The following is a 17,863-nucleotide window of genomic DNA, read 5'->3' on the forward strand; positions in this document are numbered from 1 at the left end:
CGTGACCGGGCGCCGGTCAGCCCATGACGACACAGGACGCGGCGGGCACCGGGACGGAGCCGGCGCGCCGCGGCACGCCCGTGTCCGGGTCGAGGGAGAACCAGGTCACGTCGCCGGAGCGCTCGTTCGCGACGTACAGAACCCCCTCGGAAACGGTGATCGCGCGGGGCCAGCGGCCGCCGCAGGGCACGGTGGTGAGCGGAGTCAGCGCCCTGCCGCCCGCCTCGACCGCGAACACGGAGAGGACGTCCTCGCCGCGGGTCGCGGTCCACACGAAGCGGCCGTCGGGCGAGACGGCCACACCGGAGGGATACGCGTCGCCGGCCGGGGTGCCGGGCAGGACCGGGATCTCGGCGAGCGGCTTCAGCAGGCCCTCGGCGGCGTCCCAGCGGCAGACGACGAGCGAGGGGCTGAGCTCGTTGAGGACGTACGCACCGGCACCGTCCGGATGGAAGGCCAGGTGGCGCGGTCCCGAGCCCGGACGCAGGGCGATCTCCCGGTGCGGCACGAGAGCGCCGTCCGTCAGGGTGCACACCCGTACCGAGTCGGTGCCGAGGTCGACGCCGACCGCCCAGCGGCCGCTGGGGTCGGGCTGCACCTGGTGCATGTGCGGGCCCTGCTGGCGCTGTGGATGAGGGCCGGAGCCGCTGTGCCGGAGCACCCCGGAGACGGCGCGTGCGAGAGAGCCGTCAGGACGCACCGGTACGACGCTGACGCTGCCGGATCCGTAGTTCGCGGTGAGGACGTGACCGTCGAAGAGGCTGAGGTGGGTCGGCCCGCTGCCGTCCACCGGGACCGCGGGCCCGGCCGGTTCCGGTCCGCTCCCGGTCACCCGGAACGCGGCCACGGCGCCCTCGGCGGTCTCGCTGACCGCGTACAGCATGCGGCCGTCGGGCGACAGGGTCAGCCAGGACGGATCGGATACGGCGTCCACGCCGCCCAGGACGGTCAGCGCACCGCTGCCCGGGGCGACGGCCGCGGTGACGATGCCCCGGCCGCCCGCGGACGTGAACGATCCGATGAACGCCCGCCGCCTGCCGTCCGCCACCACGGTCCCCTCTCGTCCGATGCCGACCCGGGGTGACGGTAGCAGTCGATCAGACAAGGTCTAGACCAGCGGTGGCCGTGGATCGTTCCGCGCGTCTTGTGCGGATCAGGCGCCGACCAGCGGGGAGCCGGAGGATGCCCGCAGCGGCGCGGCGAGTTCGCCGAGGGCCCGCTCCAGCCCGTGGAGGTGGGCCAGGGCGGGTTCCGCGGCGGCCGGGGCCGTCCGTACCGCGACGTCCCGGCCGCCGGTGAGCGCCGCCACCGCGGCCTCCACCCGCCAGCAGGCGGCGGTCAGCCGGACGTCCTGCGAGGCCTCCGGGTCGGCGGCGACGGCGACGAGCCCGCGGATCTCCCGGGCGCATTCGTCCAGCAGGGCGAGCACCCGGCGGGCGCGCCGCTTGCGGCCGAGCATGGGGTTCAGCGGGTGCACCAGGGGGGCGACCGAGAGGCGCACCCGGGCGAGCAGCTCTTCCAGCTCCGTCACCAGCGGTGCCGGATCGGCGCCCGGGGTCCCGGCCAGCCGCGCGGCGGCCTCGGCGGTGCACGCGTGGACGCAGCGCAGGGCCCGCTGGATCCAGACGTCGGTGATGCTGTGCGTGGTCACGGGCAGGACGAACGCCACCGCGAGCACGGCGCCGAGCGCGCCGACGCCGGTCTCCACGAGCCGCAGCGCCAGCAGACCGGGGGACAGCACGCCCAGCAGGCCGTACAGCATGGCGGCGAGCACCGTCACCCAGAGCATCATCCAGGTGTAGGACACGGCGGCGGTGTAGAAGATGCCGAACACGGAGACGGCGACGACCAGGGCCGTGAGCGGCCCCTCCCCGTGGGCGGGGACGGCGAGGAACAGCGCGAGAGCGATGCCGAGGACCGTGCCCAGCACCCGCCGGAAACCGCGTACCAGGGTCTCGCCGCGCGAGGTGGTGTTGACGAACACCCACCAGGTGGCGGCGACGGCCCAGTACCAGCGCTGCCCGGACACCAGCTGGCCCACGACCAGGGCGAATCCCGCGCCGGCGGTCGCCTGGACCGCCTGGCGGGTGGTCACCCGGGCGAGCCCGGTGCCGGGGGGCGGCGCCGGTACGGCGGCCGGGGGCAGCCGGCGTTCGTAGCACCACAGTCCGAAGCGCACCGCGGCCGCGGCGAGCACGGACAGCAGGACGGAGGCGTACAGCTCGGGAAGCTGGGCCGGGCGCGGGTGCAGGAACTGCGCCATGAAGTACGTCATGAACGCGAACACCCCGAGGCTGTGTCCGCGGGGGCCCCAGCGCCGGGAGTACACGCCCAGCCCGACGACGGCGAGGAAGGTGAGGTCCCGTGCCACCGGCTGGTCGTGCAGCACGGCCGCGGCCGCGAGCACCGGCAGACCGGCGGCAGGCAGCAGCGCGGTGGTGACCGCCTGTCCGCGGACCGTGGCATCGGTGACAGTGAACAGGGCGATCAGCGCGGCCAGCCCGCCAATAATGGCACCGGTGAGCGAGTGTCCGGCCAGGCCGCAGACGACGACGGCCAGACCGACGCCGAGCACGGCCCGCGCCGCGAAGCGCAGCCGCGTCCGGCCCGGGTCCGGAGCCATGAACACCCTCTTCAGCACGTATCGCCCCCTGGGATTTCCGATGGTGTGCACCGTGGCATGAAAAAGGCGCCGCGGAGTCCGCAGCGCCATCGACGTATCCATATCAGCATGTCCACCACCAGTGGCTCAACCGACTGGTTCCGAAGTGGGCCATTGGTACATTACTGACGGCACTCCTACGGCCATCGACGTGCCAATGGCCGAGACGGGAACCCGGGACCTCATGGCGGTGGACGAGCTCGACACCCGCATCCTGCGGTTGCTGCTGGAGCGGCCGCGCACCAGCGTGCGCGAGTACGCCCGGATTCTCGGGGTCGCCCGCGGCACCCTGCAGGCCCGTCTGGACCGGATGGAGCGGGAGGGCGTGATCACCGGCACCGGGCCGGTGCTCTCCCCCGCCGCACTGGGCCACCCCGTGCTCGCGTTCGTGCACATCCAGGTGACCCAGGGGCATCTGGACGAGGTGGGTGAGGCGCTCGCCGCGGTACCGGAGATCGTCGAGGCGTTCTCCATCACCGGCGGCGGCGATCTGCTGACCCGGGTCGTGGCGCGCGACAACGCCCATCTGGAGGACGTCATCCAAAAGCTGATCAGTCTGCCCGGCGTGGTCCGCACCCGCAGTGAGGTGGCGCTGCGCGAGCGCGTCCCGCACCGGCTGCTGCCGCTGGTGGAGTCGATCGGCCGGACGTCGCGGAAGTGAGCCCTGTCATCCTGGACCCCATGAGCACGCTCGGCACCCTCTCGGTCATCTTCGATCTCGACGGAACGCTCGTGGACAGCGAGCCGAACTACTACGAGGCCGGGCGGCAGACCCTCGCCGAGTACGGGGTTCCGGACTTCTCCTGGGCGGAGCACGAGCGCTACGTCGGGATCAGCACGCGGGAGACGATCACCGACTGGAGGCGGCGTTACGGCCTGTCCGCCCCGGTCGACGAACTCCTCGCGGTCAAGAACGGCCACTATCTGAGGCTGGCCGGCGCCTCGACCCGGGTGTTCCCGGAGATGCGGGCGTTCGTAAAGCTGCTGGCGGCCGAGGGCGTCCCGATGGCCGTGGCCTCCGGTTCCTCGCCCGAGGCGATCGGGGCGATCCTGGCCGGCACGGGCCTGGACGCGTATCTGCGCACCGTCGTCTCGGCCGACGAGGTGACGCACGGAAAGCCGGCCCCCGATGTCTTCCTGGAGGCGGCCCGCCGGCTCGGCGCGGACCCGGCCGGCTGTGTGGTCGTCGAGGACGCCGCCCCGGGCGCCGCGGCCGCGCATGCGGCCGGCATGCACTGCATCGCCGTCCCGTACGTCACCGCGCAGGCCGACGCCCCCGAGTTCGCCACCGCGGGTCTGCTGCTGCCGGGCGGGCAGGCGGAGTTCACGGCGCGGGCCGCGCACGCCTGGCTCGCGGAGACCCGCCGGCGCTCCTGAAGAGCGCCCCCCGGTGTGTGATCTTGAGCACGTCCGCCTACGCGCCGCCGGGGTTCACTGCGTGCCGCCGGCACGGTCCCGTTCGCCCGGGTCCGGACGGCGGACCCCTTCCGGGGCGGGAAGCGCGCTGGTCACAGGCCTGCGGTCCACGGCGAACCCCGGTCGGGCGGGCCGCGCCGACGGGGGCATCGGTGACGCGGAAGGCCGCCCACGCGTTCCGCAGCGACCGAAAATTCTTTCCCGGACGGTGATTGTCTCGCGCCTCACGTCCGTACTCCCTGCTGTTGGGCCGTTCATATCCCAGGAGGCACGATGCGCATCTCGCGCAGCACGGCAGGAACCGCGTTCGTGGGCGGAGCCATGATCCTCACCCTCACCGCGCTCGCCTATCCCACCATGCTGGGCGTACAGAACACATCGACCAAGCCGGACCGGGTGGTGGCCAACACGAACTATGGCCCGCTCACCGAGGCGGACCGCGACTTCGTGGTGAAGGTGCGCGCGGCCGGACTGTGGGAGCACCCGCTGGGACTGCTGGCGATGGAGCGGGGGACGACGCCCGAGATGAAGGAGGCCGGCGAGCATCTGGTCGTGGGCCACGGCCGCCTCGACGCGTCCTGCCGCAAGATCTCCGTGGAGCTGGGCATCACCTTGCCGAACGTGGCGTCTCCCCAGCAGCAGGGGTTCGTGGAGACGGTGAAGGCCACCAATGGCAAGGAGTTCGACTCCACGGCGGTGAACATCATGCGCGTGACGCACGGGCAGATCTTCCCGGCCATCGCCAACATCCGGGCCAACACCAGGAACACCCTGGTGCGGCAGCTGGCCGACCAGGCCAACGACACGGTGCTCGACCACATCACGGTGCTGGAGAAGACGGGCATGGTCAACCATGAGCAGGTCAACTTCCAGCAGACCAGCCCGCCCAAGATGCCGGGGGAGGCGGTGACGCCGCCGGCGCCACAGCCGGGTGCGCCGGTCCTCGCGCTGGAGATCCCCAAGGAGTTGCAGGACCTCAACACGGCCTCGCCGGCACCGTCACCGTCCTCGACGGTCAAGTAGGGGGGCGGACCGTCCGGTCACGACCCGCGGCGGGGCCTGCCCCGCCGCGGGTTCTTCGTCGTGCCCCCGGTACCCGACCGGCGGCCGCGGCCGGCGGACCCGCCGGCGGGCTGCCGGCTCCGGGTGCCGCTCCCGTCGCTCCGCCCGCGCTTCTTCTCCTGCGCCGGCTGCTGTGCCCGGCCGCGGGTGCTGTTGACGGTCCGGCCGCGGACGATCCCGATGAAGTCCTCCACCCGGTCCGTGGTCGCCGCCTCGGGCCAGGACAGGGCCACGCTCGACTGGGGAGCCGCTTCGAGCGGCCGGTGGGTGAGGTCCTTGCGGTGGTGCAGCCGGGCGAGCGACAGCGGTACGACGAGGACGCCGATCCCGGCCGCGACCAGCTCGACGGCGTCGGCGGTGGTGGCGGGACGTTCCAGGGCAGGCCGTCCGGGCAGGCTCTCCCAGGAGAGGACGTCGTCGAGGGGGTGCAGCACGATGTCGTCGGCGAGGTCCTCGGGGGACACCGTGTCGGCAGCCGTGACGAGGTGGTCCTTCGGCACCACGACGACCGTCTGCTCGGTGTAGAGGGGGATGGCGCTGAACACCGTACGGTCGACGGGCAGCCGGACGAGGCCCGCGTCGGCCTCCCCGCCCAGCAGCAGCCCCTGCGCCGCGTCGGCGGGCACCTGGGTGAGGGTCAGCGGGACGCCGGGCAGCCGCTCGTTCCAGACGCGCACCCATTTGTCGGGCATCACGCCGGGCACGTACACGAGCCGGAACGAGGGGGACACTTCCGAGGCTGTCACCTGGCCAGGTTACCGGCCGTGGTCGGGGGCGGTGCGCACGCTCGATACCCTGGACGCCATGACGCAGCACCGGAGCACCCAGACGATGAAGCCCGCGACCGCGGCGAAGAAGCTGGGTGTGTACCTCGAGGCCACCCCCGCCGACTTCCGGGAGGGTGCCGTCTCACGCGCCGAACTCAACGCGCTCCAGGCGGATCCGCCGCAGTGGCTGCGGGATCTGCGGCGTGACGGGCCGCACCCCCGCCCGGTGGTCGCGGCGAAGCTGGGCGTGTCCATCGCCGGTCTCGCGCGCGGCGGAGTCACCGAGCCCCTCACCACCGAGCAGATCGAGGCGCTGAAGCAGGAGCGCCCCGAGTGGCTGGAGCGGGAACGCGCCACCCAGGCCGAGGTCCGCAAGGAGGCGGCACGCATCAAGAAGCGCGACCAGGAGCGCGCGGAACGCGGCAACTGACCCGGGTACGCCGCCGAACACCCTGGTGCGCGGGCGTACACCCACCCCCGGCCGGATCTCCCGGCCGGGGGTGTTCTCGTCTCCCCGGGCATACGGCATCTCCCCAGGCATACGGCGTCCACCCTCGGCGGCCGAAAACGCCAGCCCACGCCACCCCTTCCGGCGGATAGAAATATCTATCAACATGGCCGTACCGCACGCGCCCCGCAGCGGCGCGGCCGACCGCGCCCGGGGTGGGACATGCACAGCCTGATGTGGAAGCAAGCCGTCGAATGGCTGGCCGCGGCGGCCACCGATCCCCAGGAGTGCAAGCGCGAGTGGGACCACGGCAAGGGGACGGCGCTGCTCGCCGCGGGCCGCTACTGGGACGTACTCAGCGTGCCCGACCGGCTCGGACTGCTCGCCCTCGACATCCTGTGGCGCGATCCCCTGAAGGCGCCCGGACCGACGCTGGTGGACGTCACGGCGCGGAGGGTGGGGTTCTTCCTGCCGCCCGACCCGGTCAGTGAGTGGGTGGGGTTCGGGGTGCGGCACGTCGGCCGCGGGTCCTGGGTCGCCGTCCCGCCGCCGTACCGGCCCGCCGGCCGGCTCGAGTGGCTTGTCCCGCCGGACGGTACCGGCACCCTGCACGCGCCCGCTCCGCTCGAACTGGCCCTGCGCCGGGCGACCGGCACGCTCGCCGTGCTGGCGCCGGTCAGCGCGGAGCCCGCGGGGCCGGACTGCTGGTGACGTCGTCGCGGGTGCCCTCGGCGGGCGGGCGCAGCACGGGAACGCGAAAGGGTACGGGCAGCACCGTGGCGCGTTCACTCGCCGTCGCGGCGGCGAAGGAGGCCCACAGGCCGTCGCGGTGCTCGGGGACCGTATGACCCCTGGCCCGCCACTCCGCGACGAGCGTGGCGTAAATGGGCGTGTGCCCCGCGTACCCGCTGGTGAGTTCGGCGTACGTCCGGCGTGCGGCGTCGTGCCCGAGAAGGCGCCGCGCCGTCCCAGTACTGTCCATGCCGGAGCAACGCGCCGTCGTGCGCCGGTGGTACGCCGTGGACTCCGGGTCCGCCCGGTCGGGTGAGGCCGTCACCCGACCGGGCGCATGTGCCGAGGCGGCTCACCCCCGATGGCCGTGTTCCGGATCAGGACCCCCAACCGGAACCGCGCGCGGTGACCGGGCACGGCCGTGCGCACGGCTGAGGGCCTCCTCGAGGCGGGCGGCGGGGTGTCAGCGTTCGAGGCCGCTGTCCTCCACCGGTTCCAGCGTCTCCGCGGCCGGCGTCGTGCTCCGTGCGGGCAGGGCGTCGGCCGCCGCCGTGCGGCTGCGCGCCAGGCGCAGTGCGACGGGCTCGGTGAAACGGGCCGTGAGCGGACCGAGGACGACCAGGACCAGGACGTACGCCGTGGCCAGCGGACCGAGGTCCGGCTCGACACCGGCGGTGACTGCCAGCCCGGCGATGACGATGGAGAACTCGCCGCGGGCGACCAGAGTGCCGCCCGCGCGCCAGCGGCCCTTGGGGGAGATCCCGGCCCGGCGGGCCGCCCAGTAGCCGGTGGCGATCTTCGTCAGCGCGGTGACGACGGCGAGCCCCAGAGCGGGCAGGATCACCGGCGGGATCGACTGGGGATCGGTGTGCAGGCCGAAGAAGACGAAGAACACCGCGGCGAACAGGTCCCGCAGCGGCGCCAGCAGGTTGTGCGCGCCCTCGGCGACCTCCCCGGACAGGGCGATGCCCACCAGGAACGCGCCCACCGCCGCCGACACCTGCAACTGCTGGGCGAGTCCCGCGACCAGCAGGGTGAGGCCCAGCACGACCAGCAGCAGCTTCTCAGGATCATCGCTGGAGACGAAGCGGGAGATCACCCGGCCGTGGCGGACGGCGACGAACAGCACCAGCCCGGCGACCCCCAGCGCGACGGCCAGCGTGACGCTGCCCGTGGCGAGGCTCACGCCGGCCACCAGGGCGGTGATGATCGGCAGGTAGACGGCCATCGCCAGGTCCTCGAGCACCAGGATGCTGAGGATGACCGGGGTCTCCCGGTTGCCGAGCCGTCCGAGGTCCCCGAGCACTTTGGCGATGACGCCGGAGGAGGAGATCCAGGTGACGCCGGCCAGGACCACGGCGGCGACCGGGCCCCAGCCGAGGAGCAGGGCCAGGGCGGCGCCGGGCAGGGCGTTGAGCGCCATGTCCACGAGGCCGGCCGGGTACTGGGTCTTGAGGTTGGAGACGAGGTCGCTGGCCGTGTACTCCAGGCCGAGCATCAGCAGCAGGAGGATCACGCCGATCTCGGCGCCGATCGCGACGAACTCCTCGCTCGCGCCGAGCGGCAGCAGGCCACCCTCGCCGAATGCGAGGCCGGCCAGCAGATAGAGGGGGATGGGGGAGAACTGAAGACGTCCGGCGAGTCGTCCCAGCAGGCCGAGCCCGAGGATGATCGCGCCGAATTCGATCAGGAAGACCGCGGAAGAGTGCACGCGCTCACTCCCGCCCGAGAATCTCGGCGGCGGCCTCGATGCCCTCGCGGGTGCCGATCACGATCAGGGTGTCCCCGCCGGCCAGCCGGAAGTCCGGCGCGGGCGACGGGATCGCCTCCGCGCGCCGCAGCACGGCCACGATCGACGCGCCGGTGTCGGTGCGCAAGCGGGTCTCGCCCAGCAGCCGGCCGTTCCAGTGGGAGACGGAGGACAGTTCGATGCGCTCGGCGACCAGCCCCAGGTCGGTGGTGTGCAGCAGGTTGGGACTGTGGTGGGCGGGCATCAGGGCGTCGATGAGCGCTGCCGACTCGGCGACCGTCAGACGCAGCGACCGGGCGCAGGCGTCCGGGTCGTCCGAGCGGTAGACGTTGACTGTGCGGGCACCGTCGCGGTGCGCGATCACGGACAGGTGCTCGTGCTCACGCGTGGTGAGGTCGTATTTCACACCGATGCCCGGCAGCGGCGTCGCGCTCATCCGTGGAGCAGGCACAGCCCGTCCCCTTCCAGATTCTTCTGATGTCGTCGGTCAGGGGTGCCCGGCCCGTCGTCGCACGACGATGGTGGTGCGCCCCCAGGGGGCAATGGTGCCATCCCGCCAATCGGCCGGAACATGGGTGTCGTCACGGATGGACACGGCCCTGAGCGGGGGAAAGGATGCCGGGGGAGTCTTCTCGCCCGTTGGACGACTGCCGTCCACGCTCCGGGGTTACGACGCGTATCTGCCGTCCGCGGTGGGTACTCGTGTGCACGCCCGGCGACGGGAGTGTGCAGTGGACGACACGGTGATCGTTGGCGTGGACGGTTCGCCGTCCAGCCTCGCCGCGGTCGATGTCGCGGCCCGTGAGGCACAGATGCGCGGCGCACGACTGCGGCTCGTGCACGCCTTCAGCCGCCACGCCGACCTGGATCCGATGATCCACGGGGTGCTGGCGCAGGCGGAGGAGCGCGCGCACCACCTCGCGCCGGGACTGGAGATCACCCGGACCGTGGCGGCCGGTGAAACGCTGACGGTGCTGCGAGCCGAGTCGCGGCACGCGGTGCTGACGGTGGTCGGCGGGCGGGGCCGCACCGGGTTCGGGGGTCTGCTGCTGGGCTCGACGGTGGGGCAGCTGGCGGCGCACGGGCACGGTCCGCTGATGGTGGTGCGCGGCCGGGAGGATCCGCGGGGGCCTCTCCTGCTCGCCGTGGACGGTTCGCCGGCCGGAAAAGCCGCCGTGGCCTTCGCCTTCGCCGAGGCCGCGCTGCGCGGGGCTCCGCTGGTCGCGATGCACGTGTGGAACACCTGGAGCGAGACGACGCCGTACGAGGGTCCGGCCGACCCGTTGAACGTGGTGGTGGATCTGGACCGGCTCGAGGAGCGGCACCGCCGGCTGCTCGAGGAGGCGGTGGCCCCCGAGCGGGCCGCTCATCCCGGGGTCGCCGTGGAGCTGCGTCTGGAGCGGGCCCGGGTACGTCACGCGCTGCTGGAGGCGACCCGGGAGTCCCAGCTTGTGGTGACGGGTACTCGCGGGCACGGCGGCTTCACCGGGATGCTGCTCGGTTCGGTCAGCCAGGCCCTGCTGTACCACGCCGACTGCCCGGTCACCGTAGTCCGGCCGGAACCCGGGTCCTCCTGACGGTGCCGGGGACCGGTGGTCGCGCGGTCCGGGTCAGCCGGGGAAGCGGTTCGGGTCAGCCGAGGAAGCTGAGTCGTACCCGGCGCTCGGGGTTGTCCTTGTTGGTGTCGACCAGGCAGACCGACTGCCAGGTGCCCAGTTCCAGCCGGCCGTTCACCACCGGGAGCGTGGCGTGCGGTGGTACGAAGGCGGGCACGACGTGGTCGCGGCCGTGGCCGGGGCTGCCGTGACGGTGCTGCCAGCGGTCGTCGGCGGGGAGCAGGGTGTGCAGGGCCGACAGGAGGTCGTCGTCGCTTCCGGCGCCGGTCTCGATGACGGCGATCCCGGCGGTGGCGTGCGGCACGAAGACGTTCAGCAGGCCGTCGCGGCCGGCCGCCGCCTCCCGCAGGAAGGACTCGCAGTCGCCGGTGAGGTCGACGACCCTCTCGCCGGAGCCGGTGGCGATGTTCAGGACTCGGGTGGTGAAGGCATCGGACATGCCCTCCATCCTGGCCGACGCGGCGGGCTTGGTGCGGGAGCGTGCGGGGAAGATCCATGGGCGCCGCACTGTTGGTCGAAACGTGAACGACATGCGCGAGGTCGAGGTGGTCGTCATAGGCGCCGGGCAGGCAGGGCTGGCCGGCGCCTATCACCTGCGGCGGACCGGGTTCGAGCCGGACCGCGACTTCGTGGTGCTGGACCACTCCCCAGGCCCCGGCGGTGCCTGGCAGTTCCGGTGGCCCTCACTGACGTACGGCAAGGTGCACGGGACGCACGCGCTGCCCGGCATGGAGCTCGCGGGTGCCGACCCCGCGCGGGCCTCGTCCGAGGTGATCAGTGAGTACTTCGCCCGCTACGAGCGGACGTTCGGCCTGGGGGTACGGCGCCCGGTGGACGTGCGGGCCGTGCGCGAGGGGCCCGGTGGGCGGCTGCTGGTGGAGAGCTCGGACGGCACCTGGGCGACGCGGGCGCTGATCAACGCCACCGGCACCTGGGACCGGCCCTTCTGGCCTCGCTGTCCGGGTCAGGAGAGGTTCCGGGGACGGCAGTTGCACACCGCGCGGTATCCCGGGCCCGAGGCGTTCGCCGGGCAGCGGGTGGTCGTGGTGGGCGGCGGTGCCTCGGGCACCCAGCATCTGCTGGAGATCGCCCCGTACGCGGCGGACACGACATGGGTGACCCGGCGGCCCCCGGTCTTCCGTGAAGGACCCTTCGACGAGGAGGCGGGGCGGGCGGCCGTGGCACTCGTCGAGGAGCGGGTGCGGCAGGGGCTGCCGCCGCGCAGTGTGGTCTCGGTGACCGGGCTGCCGCTCAACGACGCGGTCCGGCAGGGCCTCGCGGACGGCGTGCTCGACCGCCGGCCCCTGTTCGACCGGATGACACCGGACGGTGTGGAGTGGGCGGACGGCCGGCGGGTGGAGGCCGATGTCATCCTCTGGGCGACCGGTTTCCGGCCAGCGGTCGGCCATCTCGCGCCGCTGCGGCTGCGGGAGCCCGGGGGCGGGATCCGGGTGGAGGGCACCCGGGCGGTCGCCGACCCGCGGATCCACCTGGTCGGATACGGCCCCTCGGCCAGCACCATCGGGGCCAACCGGGCGGGACGCGCGGCGGTACGGGAGATCAGGCGGCTGCTGGCGCAGGAGGAGCCGGCCGCGGCGTGACGCCCGGGGCCGGCCGGGTCATGTCCGCGCCGGTTCGCCGGACTTCTCCCGCTGGGCTTCGACCTCGGCGACGTTGCGCTGGTGTTCCGCCAAGTCGGCGGTGAAGCGGGTGTCGCCGGGCCTCACCGTGACGAAGTACAGCCAGTCGCCCGGTGTGGGATTGATCGCGGCGCGCACGGCGTCCTCGCCGGGGCTGTCGATCGGGGTCGGAGGCAGGCCCATGCGCTGGTAGGAGTTGTAGGGGCTGTCGACCTGGGTGTCGGCGTCCGTGGCGCCCGGCGTCGAGCGGCCCAGGGCGTAATTGACGGTCGAGTCCATCTGGAGCGGCATCCCGCGCTCCAGGCGGTTGAAGATCACCCGGGCGATCTTGCCCATGTCGGCCTTGGTGGCGGCCTCCGCCTGGACGATGCTCGCGACCGTGACCGCCTGATAGACGTTCATCGCGTTGCGCTGCGCACCGGCGGCGATCGGGGCTCCGTTGAACTTCTTGTTGGCCGTGTCGACCATCCGTGACAGGAGCCGTTGCGGGGTCGGCTTGTCCTCCAGTGGATAGGTGGCCGGGAAGAGGTAGCCCTCGGGATTGCCCTCGGCCTCGTTCGGCAGTTTCAGGTCCGCCTTGGCGACGGACTTCTTCGTGGTGCCCGCCGGGAGGTCGAGGGTCTTGTCGATGGCGGAGTACACCTGGCCCGCCCGCCAGCCTTCCGGGATCACCAGGGTCGTGGGACGGGCCTCGTCGTCGCCCTTCATGATCAGCAGCGGCACCGCCACGGCGGTGCCGGCCACGAGGGCCCCGAGCGTCGCGAGGGCGAATCGGCCCCGGCGCGTCAGTCGGATGGTGCTCCGTGACGGAGTGTTCGTCTGCATGCGGGCACGGTAACCCGCATACCGTCGCAAACCCGGCATATCTTCATCTTGTCGGCTCCAGTTGGGCGTCCCGGCGTACAAGGGCCGCATAGCGCCCGTCCCGCTCCAGCAGTTCCTCGTGCGTGCCGCGTTCCGCCACCCGGCCGGAGTCGAGGACCACGATCTGGCCGGCGCTCCGGATGGTGGACAGCCGATGGGCGATGGTGAGGGTGGTCCGGTTGGCCGACAGCGCGTCGATGGCCTGCTGGACGGCGGCCTCCGTCCGGGTGTCCAGGGCGCTGGTCGCCTCGTCGAGCACGAGGACCGGCGGGTCGCGCAGAATGGTCCGGGCGATCGCCAGGCGCTGCTTCTCACCGCCGGAGAACCGGTGGCCGCGTTCGCCGACCACGGTGTCGTACCCGTCGGGCAGGGCCGCGATGTGGTCGTGGATCTGGGCCGCCCGCGCCGCCGCGTGCAGTTCCTCGTCGGTTGCCCCGGGCTTGGCGAAGCGCAGGTTGTCCGCGACCGTGGCGTGGAAGAGGTAGGTCTCCTGGGAGACGACGCCGACCGCGCGGGCCAGCGTGTCGAAGTCGAGGTCGCGCACGTCGACCCCGTCGAGGGTGACCCGGCCGCCCGTGACGTCGTACAGCCGCGGCACGAGATGGCCCAGGGTGGACTTGCCGGCGCCGGTCGGGCCGACGACGGCGAGGCTGCCGCCCGGGGGGACGGTGACGTCGATGCCGTCGAGAACGGGGCCGCTCTTGTCGTCGTAGCGGAAAGAGACGTTCTCGAAGCGGACCTCGCCCTTGATCCGGTCGAGATGCACCGGGTCCGCGCGTTCGGTGATGTCGACCGGAAGGTCCAGGTACTCGAAGATGCGCTGGAAGAGCGCGAGCGAGGTCTGGATCTGGACGCCGGTGGACAGCAGGCTCACGGCCGGGCGGAAGAGGCCCTGCTGGAGCGAGACGAACGCGACGATCGTGCCGATGGAGACCTCGGGGCCGCCCGTCTGCAGGGCGATTCCGGCGGTCCAGTAGATGACGGCCGGCATGGCGGCCATGACGATCGTGATGACGGCCATCCGCCAGCGGCCGGCCATGTTGGACCGCACCTCGAGGTCCACCAGACGCTCGGACTCGTGGGCGAACGCGCCGGTCAGGGAATCGGAGCGGCCCATGGTGCGGCCGAGCAGGATGCCGCTGACGGAAAGGGACTCGGTGACGGTGGCGGCCATCGCGGCCATCTGCTTCTGGCGCCGGGTGGTGATCCTCTTGCGCTCGTCGCCGACACGGCGGCTGATCCAGACGAACACCGGCAGCAGGACCAGCGTCACCACGGTCAGCCGCCAGTCGAGCGCGAGCATGGCGACGACGGTCGCGACCACGCTGGTGAGGTTGGAGACCAGGGAGGTCGCCGTGGAGGTCACGGTCGCCTGCATGCCGCCGATGTCGTTGGCGATGCGGGACTGGACCTCACCCGTGCGGGTGCGGGTGAAGAAGGCGAGCGACATGCGCTGGAGCCGTCCGTAGACGGCGGTGCGCAGATCGTGCATGACGCGCTGGCCGACGGTCGTCGAGATCAGGGTCTGCAGGACGCCGAAGACGCTGGTGAGGACCGCGCTGAGGATCATGCCGAGTGCGAGCAGGCTGAGCAGCCCGGTGCGCCCCTCGGGGATCGCCACGTCGAGGATCGCCTTCAGCAGGAAGGGGGTGGCGACCGAGACCAGCGACGCGGCCGCGACGAGCAGGCCGACGATCGCCAGGCGGCCCCGGTAGGGGCGGAAGAGCCTCAGAATGCGCCGCACCTGCCGGGGCTGCTCGTCGGCACCGGCGGGCGGGGTCCAGTCGGGTTCGTGGTCGGGGTGCATGGTCTCCTTACGGGTGCGGGTCGGGCGTCCCAGGGTGGTGCCCCGGGTGGCCCCAGGTGGCAGAGCCGCACCCATTGTTACCTGTACTCACAATGAGCGGCATCCTGATAACGTTCCCGCATGACCGCCTCCGATCCCGACGGCCTGCTGGCCGAGCAGCTGCTCCGGCTCACCCGCCGGGTGCACCGCATCCAGAAGCGTCATCTGGAGCGGCGCGGACTCGGGATCACACCCGCCCAGTCGCGGCTGCTGCGCACGCTCGCGCACTACGGCTCGCCGCCCCGCATGGCCGATCTGGCCGAGCGGCTGGAGGTGGTGCCCCGGGCGGTGACCACCCTGGTCGACGGGCTGGAGGCGAACGGCAAGGTGCGGCGGGTGCCGGATCCGGCCAACCGGCGGGTGATCCGGATCGAGCTCACCGACGACGGACGCGCGGCGCTACGGGAGCTGCGCGCGGCGCGCAGGACGGCGGCCGAGGAGATCCTGGCCCCGCTGGGGAACGAACAGCGCGAGACGCTGGGCGAGTTGCTGAACGCCCTGATCGACGGGACGGTCTCCCCGCGTGACGTGTCCTCCTGACGCGTGCGAGGTGACGGCCGCCCACCGGGCGCTGGTTCTGTGCGGTGACATGCAAAACCGGTTGCCCCGCCGAGCGTGGCGGCGTCAACGTGTCCGGACGGCCGGGTCACCCTCGGTGATGCCGAGCTGTCGCGGATAACCGCCGAGCGGGTCCGGGCGCATGTGGCCCTGGTCAACCAGGAGCACCACGTCTTCGTGGGCTCCCTGCGCGACAATCTGCGGCTCGCCCGGACGAACGCCGAGGACGCCGAGCTGTGGGCGGCGCTCGGCTCGGTGGACGCGGACGGCTGGGCGCGTGCGCTCGACGAGGGGCTCGACACCGAGGTCGGCTCGGGCGGGTTCGGGCTCACCCCGGCGCAGGCCCAGCAGATCGCGCTGGCCCGGCTGGTGCTCGCCGATCCGCACACCCTGGTGCTGGACGAGGCGACCTCGCTGCTCGACCCGCGTGCGGCACGTCATCTGGAGCGCTCGCCGGCCCGGGTGCTGGACGGCCGGACGGTCGTCGCGATCGCCCACCGCCTGCACACCGCCCACGACGCGGACGTCATCGCCGTCGTGGAGAACGGGCGCATCAGCGAGCTGGGCAGTCACGAGAACTGGTCGCCGCGGACGGCGCTTACGCGGCACTGTGGCGGTCCTGGCACGGGTGAACCCGCACCGCTGAGCGGCCCGCACCGGTTCCCACCCTCTTCCCACCCTCCCTCCGGGCTGCGGGAACCGGTGCGCGGGCCCGGTGCGGGGCGTGGCGTTGCGTGGTGGGGAGCTGCGGTGGAAGGCTGGAGTCAGGCACCGGCTCGGGGAGCGCCCGGATCCTCATGGACCGGGGGACGGGTGGCGTCGGCGCCCGTGCAGACGGCCCGGCGCGGGCCACGGCGGCACCGGGCCCGTCCCCATCCTCTGGAGGTAGCCGTGAACAGCGCCGACGGTTGGGGAGACGATGTCTACCAGCCCGACGCGTCCGAGATCCAGGACGACGCCGGACTGCTCGACGGCGAGGACACTCTGGAGAACAACGGTGTCTCCGACCCCCTCGACCGGGGCTGGTCCCCTCCGGAGCGGCCCTGGGCCGTGGAGCACTACGGCGTGACGGCGGCCGAGCGCCATGGGGGCGAGGCGCTGGACCAGCGGCTGGCCGAGGAGATGTCCGATCCCTTTCCGTCCGACGGCGACGGGCTCGGGGATTCCTCGGGCACCGACGGGGAACTCCTGGACAACGAGGTCGGCGCCGTACGCTCCGGCCGGCTCGTGGCCCCCGACGAAGGGGCGCACGAGGACGAGGAGGAGGCCCTGGTCGCCATGGACGTCGGCATCGACGGCGGGGCCGCCTCCGCCGAGGAGGCCGCCGTGCATGTCGTAGACGAGGACAGCCTGCCCGGCTGAGCCCGCCACTCCCCCGCCGCAGCGCGGGCCCGAGTCGCCCCAGTCGCCCGAGGAGCATTCATGCAGCAGGACAAGCACCCCGACTACCACCCCGTGGTCTTCCGCGACCGTTCCGCCGGGTACGCCTTCCTCACCCGGTCGACCGCCACCAGCGGGCAGACCATCGAGTGGGACGACGGCGAGACCTACCCGGTCGTGGACGTGGAGATCTCCTCGGAGAGCCACCCGTTCTACACGGGCAAGGCCCGGACCGTGGACACGGAGGGCCGGGTGGCCCGCTTCCAGCGCCGGTACCGCGGTGAGGGCGCAGGCTGAGTCCCCCCGGGGCCGGGCCGTCAGATCACGTTGAGCGCCGCCGCGCAGCCCACCCCGCCCAGCAGCATGAACGCGGGCATCAGCACCTTCAGCTCCACCCAGCTGCCCGCCCGGAACCGCATGGCCTTCGGCGGACCGATGGGGTACCAGCGCTTGCGCCCCACCGGTATCGGCCACAGGATCGGGCAGCCGGAGACGGTCAGCGCGTCCCCGATGTCGTGCACCAGCGCGCCCAGCACGATCGGCAGCCCCAGCCACAGATACTCCTGGCCAGGCGCGGTGAACAGCCAGTCCGAGCCGTTGCCCGGCTGGTCCAGGATGTCCGCGATGATCCAGGCGCTGGTCGCCGCCAGCAGCCACACGAGGACGTCGCTGCTGGAACCGCGGGTCGCCCGCCACAGCAGGCCCTCAATGGCCAGCACCATGTGCACGAAGAGGATGGCCAGCACCGCCCAGCGGCCGCCCGTGACCGCCAGGGCCGCGGTGCCGCCGCCGATCAGGACGGCCCACAGCCAGGTGTGCGTGAGCGTGCGGTGCCCGCCGGAGCGGCGCGGGTCGCCCTGCTTCCTGGTGGCCTTGTAGACGGCGTAGGAGAGCTTGTCGACGATCTCGCAGAGCCAGCGGGACAGCGGCCCGAAGGCGCGGGAGATCGTGGCCGCCTTGTGGTCCAGGTCCGGGGCGAGTGCGGCGCCGGCGCAGATCAGGGCACCGGCCAGGAGCACCGGCCAGGGCATCGGGTGGCCGGCGGCTGCCGTCGCCGCACCGACTCCGAGCCAGGCCGCGGCACCCGAGAGTGAGTGTGCTGGTCCCATCATCGCCGTTGCC

The 17,863-nt window shown here is 72.6% G+C and carries 20 protein-coding genes and 1 pseudogene; 11 read left to right on the forward strand and 10 right to left on the reverse strand.

Translation table 11 applies throughout. The annotated features are described in order from the left end of the window. Nucleotides 1-16: 16 nt before the first annotated feature. Together AB0L56_RS20085 and AB0L56_RS20090 are read right to left on the reverse strand one after the other, a co-directional pair. A complete protein-coding gene (locus tag AB0L56_RS20085) occupies nt 17-1,048 on the reverse strand; it encodes a lactonase family protein (RefSeq protein ID WP_365424979.1) in 1,032 nt (343 codons plus the stop codon). A 105-nt stretch (nt 1,049-1,153) separates the two neighbouring features. Beyond that, nucleotides 1,154-2,641 (reverse strand): FUSC family protein, encoded by a 1,488-nt coding sequence (locus tag AB0L56_RS20090; protein WP_365424981.1) that lies wholly within the window; start codon nt 2,639-2,641, stop codon nt 1,154-1,156. A 205-nt stretch (nt 2,642-2,846) separates the two neighbouring features. On the opposite strand from AB0L56_RS20090, the gene AB0L56_RS20095 reads away from it, so the two are divergent. From AB0L56_RS20095 to AB0L56_RS20105, 3 genes are all read left to right on the forward strand, one after another. Continuing rightward, nucleotides 2,847-3,323, forward strand: coding sequence for an Lrp/AsnC family transcriptional regulator (locus tag AB0L56_RS20095; RefSeq protein ID WP_365425102.1), 477 nt, complete (start codon nt 2,847-2,849; stop codon nt 3,321-3,323). 20 nt (nt 3,324-3,343) lie between these two features. After that, nucleotides 3,344-4,039, forward strand: coding sequence for an HAD family phosphatase (locus AB0L56_RS20100; protein ID WP_365424983.1), 696 nt, complete (start codon nt 3,344-3,346; stop codon nt 4,037-4,039). A gap of 312 nt (nt 4,040-4,351) precedes the next feature. Then, on the forward strand, nt 4,352-5,101 hold the full coding sequence (locus AB0L56_RS20105) for a DUF4142 domain-containing protein (RefSeq protein ID WP_365424985.1): 750 nt from the start codon (nt 4,352-4,354) through the stop codon (nt 5,099-5,101). 17 nt (nt 5,102-5,118) lie between these two features. Here AB0L56_RS20105 and AB0L56_RS20110 read toward each other — a convergent pair whose 3' ends face one another. Continuing rightward, a complete protein-coding gene (locus AB0L56_RS20110) occupies nt 5,119-5,886 on the reverse strand; it encodes a LysR family transcriptional regulator substrate-binding protein (RefSeq protein ID WP_365424987.1) in 768 nt (255 codons plus the stop codon). A gap of 58 nt (nt 5,887-5,944) precedes the next feature. Between AB0L56_RS20110 and AB0L56_RS20115 the strand changes: the two genes are divergently transcribed. Both AB0L56_RS20115 and AB0L56_RS20120 read left to right on the forward strand, forming a co-directional pair. Further along, complete coding sequence (locus tag AB0L56_RS20115) at nt 5,945-6,337, forward strand: DUF5997 family protein (RefSeq protein WP_365424989.1); 393 nt, start codon at nt 5,945-5,947, stop codon at nt 6,335-6,337. Nucleotides 6,338-6,577: 240 nt separating this feature from the next. Beyond that, nucleotides 6,578-7,066, forward strand: coding sequence for a hypothetical protein (locus AB0L56_RS20120; RefSeq protein ID WP_365424991.1), 489 nt, complete (start codon nt 6,578-6,580; stop codon nt 7,064-7,066). Here the strand turns inward: AB0L56_RS20120 and AB0L56_RS20125 are convergent. From AB0L56_RS20125 to AB0L56_RS20135, 3 genes are all read right to left on the reverse strand, one after another. Next, a complete protein-coding gene (locus tag AB0L56_RS20125; RefSeq protein ID WP_365424993.1) occupies nt 7,032-7,337 on the reverse strand; it encodes a hypothetical protein in 306 nt (101 codons plus the stop codon). The two genes, AB0L56_RS20120 and AB0L56_RS20125, sit on opposite strands and share 35 nt — an antisense overlap. A gap of 213 nt (nt 7,338-7,550) precedes the next feature. Continuing rightward, entirely contained in the window at nt 7,551-8,798 is a 1,248-nt protein-coding gene (locus AB0L56_RS20130) for a cation:proton antiporter (protein ID WP_365424995.1), read from the reverse strand. A gap of 4 nt (nt 8,799-8,802) precedes the next feature. Next, complete coding sequence (locus tag AB0L56_RS20135; protein ID WP_361023768.1) at nt 8,803-9,273, reverse strand: TrkA C-terminal domain-containing protein; 471 nt, start codon at nt 9,271-9,273, stop codon at nt 8,803-8,805. A gap of 295 nt (nt 9,274-9,568) precedes the next feature. On the opposite strand from AB0L56_RS20135, the gene AB0L56_RS20140 reads away from it, so the two are divergent. Next, complete coding sequence (locus AB0L56_RS20140; protein ID WP_365424997.1) at nt 9,569-10,414, forward strand: universal stress protein; 846 nt, start codon at nt 9,569-9,571, stop codon at nt 10,412-10,414. A gap of 55 nt (nt 10,415-10,469) precedes the next feature. Here AB0L56_RS20140 and AB0L56_RS20145 read toward each other — a convergent pair whose 3' ends face one another. Then, the gene (locus AB0L56_RS20145) at nt 10,470-10,892 is read right to left on the reverse strand and encodes a secondary thiamine-phosphate synthase enzyme YjbQ (protein WP_365424999.1); all 423 of its coding nucleotides are present in this window, start codon (nt 10,890-10,892) and stop codon (nt 10,470-10,472) included. Nucleotides 10,893-10,974: 82 nt separating this feature from the next. Between AB0L56_RS20145 and AB0L56_RS20150 the strand changes: the two genes are divergently transcribed. Beyond that, a complete protein-coding gene (locus AB0L56_RS20150) occupies nt 10,975-12,054 on the forward strand; it encodes an NAD(P)-binding domain-containing protein (protein ID WP_365425104.1) in 1,080 nt (359 codons plus the stop codon). 18 nt (nt 12,055-12,072) lie between these two features. Here the strand turns inward: AB0L56_RS20150 and mltG are convergent, their stop codons facing one another. Together mltG and AB0L56_RS20160 are read right to left on the reverse strand one after the other, a co-directional pair. After that, a complete protein-coding gene (mltG, locus tag AB0L56_RS20155) occupies nt 12,073-12,918 on the reverse strand; it encodes an endolytic transglycosylase MltG (RefSeq protein ID WP_365425001.1) in 846 nt (281 codons plus the stop codon). A 43-nt stretch (nt 12,919-12,961) separates the two neighbouring features. Then, nucleotides 12,962-14,764 carry an ABC transporter ATP-binding protein gene (locus AB0L56_RS20160; RefSeq protein WP_361023780.1) on the reverse strand — a complete coding sequence of 601 codons (1,803 nt, stop codon included), beginning with the start codon at nt 14,762-14,764 and terminating at the stop codon, nt 12,962-12,964. A gap of 120 nt (nt 14,765-14,884) precedes the next feature. Between AB0L56_RS20160 and AB0L56_RS20165 the strand changes: the two genes are divergently transcribed. The 4 genes and pseudogenes from AB0L56_RS20165 to AB0L56_RS20180 all read left to right on the forward strand — a co-directional run bounded on the left by AB0L56_RS20165 (nt 14,885) and on the right by AB0L56_RS20180 (nt 17,038). Next, on the forward strand, nt 14,885-15,343 hold the full coding sequence (locus AB0L56_RS20165; protein ID WP_365425003.1) for a MarR family transcriptional regulator: 459 nt from the start codon (nt 14,885-14,887) through the stop codon (nt 15,341-15,343). Nucleotides 15,344-15,439: 96 nt separating this feature from the next. Further along, nucleotides 15,440-15,993: pseudogene (locus AB0L56_RS20170) on the forward strand (ABC transporter ATP-binding protein); the annotation flags it as partial. Between the two features lie 259 nt (nt 15,994-16,252). Beyond that, nucleotides 16,253-16,723, forward strand: a complete 471-nt coding sequence (locus AB0L56_RS20175) for a DUF5709 domain-containing protein (RefSeq protein WP_365425005.1) — start codon at nt 16,253-16,255, stop codon at nt 16,721-16,723. Between the two features lie 60 nt (nt 16,724-16,783). Then, nucleotides 16,784-17,038 carry a type B 50S ribosomal protein L31 gene (locus AB0L56_RS20180; protein ID WP_361023789.1) on the forward strand — a complete coding sequence of 85 codons (255 nt, stop codon included), beginning with the start codon at nt 16,784-16,786 and terminating at the stop codon, nt 17,036-17,038. Between the two features lie 20 nt (nt 17,039-17,058). Here the strand turns inward: AB0L56_RS20180 and AB0L56_RS20185 are convergent, their stop codons facing one another. After that, on the reverse strand, nt 17,059-17,853 hold the full coding sequence (locus AB0L56_RS20185; RefSeq protein WP_361023792.1) for a metal-dependent hydrolase: 795 nt from the start codon (nt 17,851-17,853) through the stop codon (nt 17,059-17,061). Nucleotides 17,854-17,863: the final 10 nt, after the last annotated feature.

It is taken from the genome of Streptomyces sp. NPDC052079 (assembly GCF_040680275.1).
Lineage (GTDB): Bacteria > Actinomycetota > Actinomycetes > Streptomycetales > Streptomycetaceae > Streptomyces.